The sequence below is a fragment of the Polynucleobacter sp. 39-46-10 genome (assembly GCF_002282275.1).
In genome coordinates this window covers 1-2,290 of the sequence record NZ_NCJB01000348.1, presented here as the reverse complement: position 1 = coordinate 2,290, position 2,290 = coordinate 1, and the positions used below count along the sequence as shown (strand labels likewise).

Below are 2,290 nucleotides of genomic sequence, written 5' to 3'. Positions count from 1 at the left end.
AATATTGCACATCTGACGGATTTCATCATCAGAAACATTGAGTGCAGGCATAAAGCGCAAGAGATTGGGTCTTGGTGAGTTGATCAACAATCCTTCTGGGCCTCTATCGCGAGCAAGCTCAACTAATTTGGCGCCAATATCACTGCTCAACATAAGGGCGCGTAATAAGCCTTCACCCCGTTCACCATCTAAATTAAATTCTGCTGAAATAGCACGCAGTTCTTTGCTCAGTAACTCGCCTTTGGTGCGAACAGAGTCCAGGAAGTCTGGCGCTAATAGTTGCTCGATCACACTAATGCCAACTGCGGTCATGAGTGGGTTGCCGTTATAGGTGCCGCCTTGATCGCCTGGAACAAAGCAAGCAACTGCATCGGTTGCCATGAGTGCAGCTAATGGAACGCCACCACCGATACCTTTACCTAAGGTCATGATGTCAGGTTCGATGCCGTAATGTTGATAGGCAAAGAGTTTTCCAGTACGCCCACAGCCAGCTTGCACTTCATCCACGATCAACAAGATATTGTTTTCTTTAGTGAATTTACGCAGGCTTTGCATAAATTCTTTCGTAGTGGGGATCACGCCACCTTCGCCTTGAACTGGCTCGAGCATGATTGCAACTGTTTTGTCAGTGACTAGTTTTTTGACAGAGTCCAAGTCATTCAAATCGGCTTTTGGAAAGCCGGGAACTTGCGGGGCAAACATGGTGTCCCAACCTGGCTTGCCAGATGCACTCATGGTCGCTAAGGTACGACCATGAAAGCTGTGATCAAAGGTGATGATTTCAAAGGCGCCGGACTTATTGAGTTGACCCCATTTACGAGCCAACTTGATGGCGCCCTCATTTGCTTCAGCGCCACTATTAGCAAAAAATACTTTGTTAAAGCAGCTGTTCTCTGTCAGAAGATTTGATAAGCGAATCATTGGTTCGTTATAGAACGCTGGGCTCGGGTTAATCAGTTTCTTAGCTTGAGCATTGAGCGCTTCAATCATTCCTGGGTTGCTATGACCTAGGCAGTTCACAGCCCAACCTTGCAAGAAGTCTAAGTAACGCTTGCCATTGTTATCGGTGAGCCATGAGCCCTTACCCTCAACCATCATCACTTCTGGTCGCTTAGTAATAAACATCACTGAGTGGGCATCTACGGATTGGGCTGGCTTATTCATATCGTGTACGAAGTGAGATCAAATGAGGTTTCTATTATCACGCTTAGTGGGCTAGCTTGTTGCAAGATCAGCTGCGCTGGTAAAGGAGTCTGCAAAGAACTCCTCCTCGGGTAGCTTGCACTGAGAAGAAAAGTCTTGGCGGGCTGCGTTAACCATGGCGGGGGCGCCGCAGGCATAGACCTGGTAAGGGCTAAGGTCGGCATGGTCAGCGATCACAGCCTGATGCACAAAGCCAGTGCGCCCAGTCCATTGATCTTCTGGAAGGGCATCGGAAATAACGGGGATGTATTTGAAGTCTGGAATTTCTCTTACCCATGATTTGCAAAGCGCATCGAGGTAAAGGTCGCTAGGGCGACGTCCGCCCCAATACAGATGAATCGGGCGTTGAATCTTTTTGAGCTGCATTTGCTCGACAATGGATTTAATGGGAGCAAAGCCAGTGCCTGCCGCAACAAAAATGATGGGTTTCTTGGAGTCTTCTCTCAGGAAGAAGCTGCCCAATGGACCCTCAAAGCGCAGGATATCTTTTTCTTTTAATGCGGGATCTTTTGCGCCAAAGACAAAGTCGGTAAAGAGTCCGCCTGGCAAGTGGCGAATGTGTAACTCTAAAGGGCCCTCTTGATCAGGCGCATTGGCAATGGAGTAGGCGCGGCGCTGTCCATCTTTGAGAAGGAATTCTAAATACTGACCCGCCAGAAATTGAAAACGCTCAGCTGCTGGTAGTTGCAACTTCAGAATTGCCACATCTGTACTGGGTTTAGAAATGGCATTCACACGACAAGGCACCTTTCTGATAGCGATATCGCCAGCACCCTGAACTTCACGTGCTTCAATCAGGAGATCAGATTTTGGGTGAGCACAGCAAAACAAGGTGCCGCCAGCGGCCTCATCAGCAGAGCTTAAGGCAGCAGCACTATGTTGGCCGTGCTCCACCTGACCCTCTAGAACCTTGCCTTTACAGGATCCGCAGGCACCGTTTTTGCAGCCATAAGGAAGCGTGATGCCCTGCTGTAATGCTGCCTCGAGAAGGGTTTCATCCTTCTGGACGGTAAATTGTTTGCCGCTCGCCTTGAGCGTGACTTGGTAAGACACTCTCATTCCTTTCAATAAATCGTTACGATGTGAC

At 48.6% G+C, this 2,290-nt stretch carries 2 protein-coding genes; both read right to left on the bottom strand.

Going from position 1 to position 2,290, the window contains the following annotated elements; all coding sequences use genetic code 11:
• Positions 1 to 1,164: acetylornithine transaminase (locus B7X71_RS15485; protein ID WP_293601362.1), on the bottom strand; the 1,164-nt coding region annotated here is incomplete at its 3' end.
• Positions 1,165 to 1,215: 51 nt separating this feature from the next.
• Complete coding sequence (locus tag B7X71_RS15480) at positions 1,216 to 2,256, bottom strand: CDP-6-deoxy-delta-3,4-glucoseen reductase (protein WP_293601363.1); 1,041 nt, start codon at positions 2,254 to 2,256, stop codon at positions 1,216 to 1,218.
• Positions 2,257 to 2,290 lie beyond the last annotated feature (34 nt).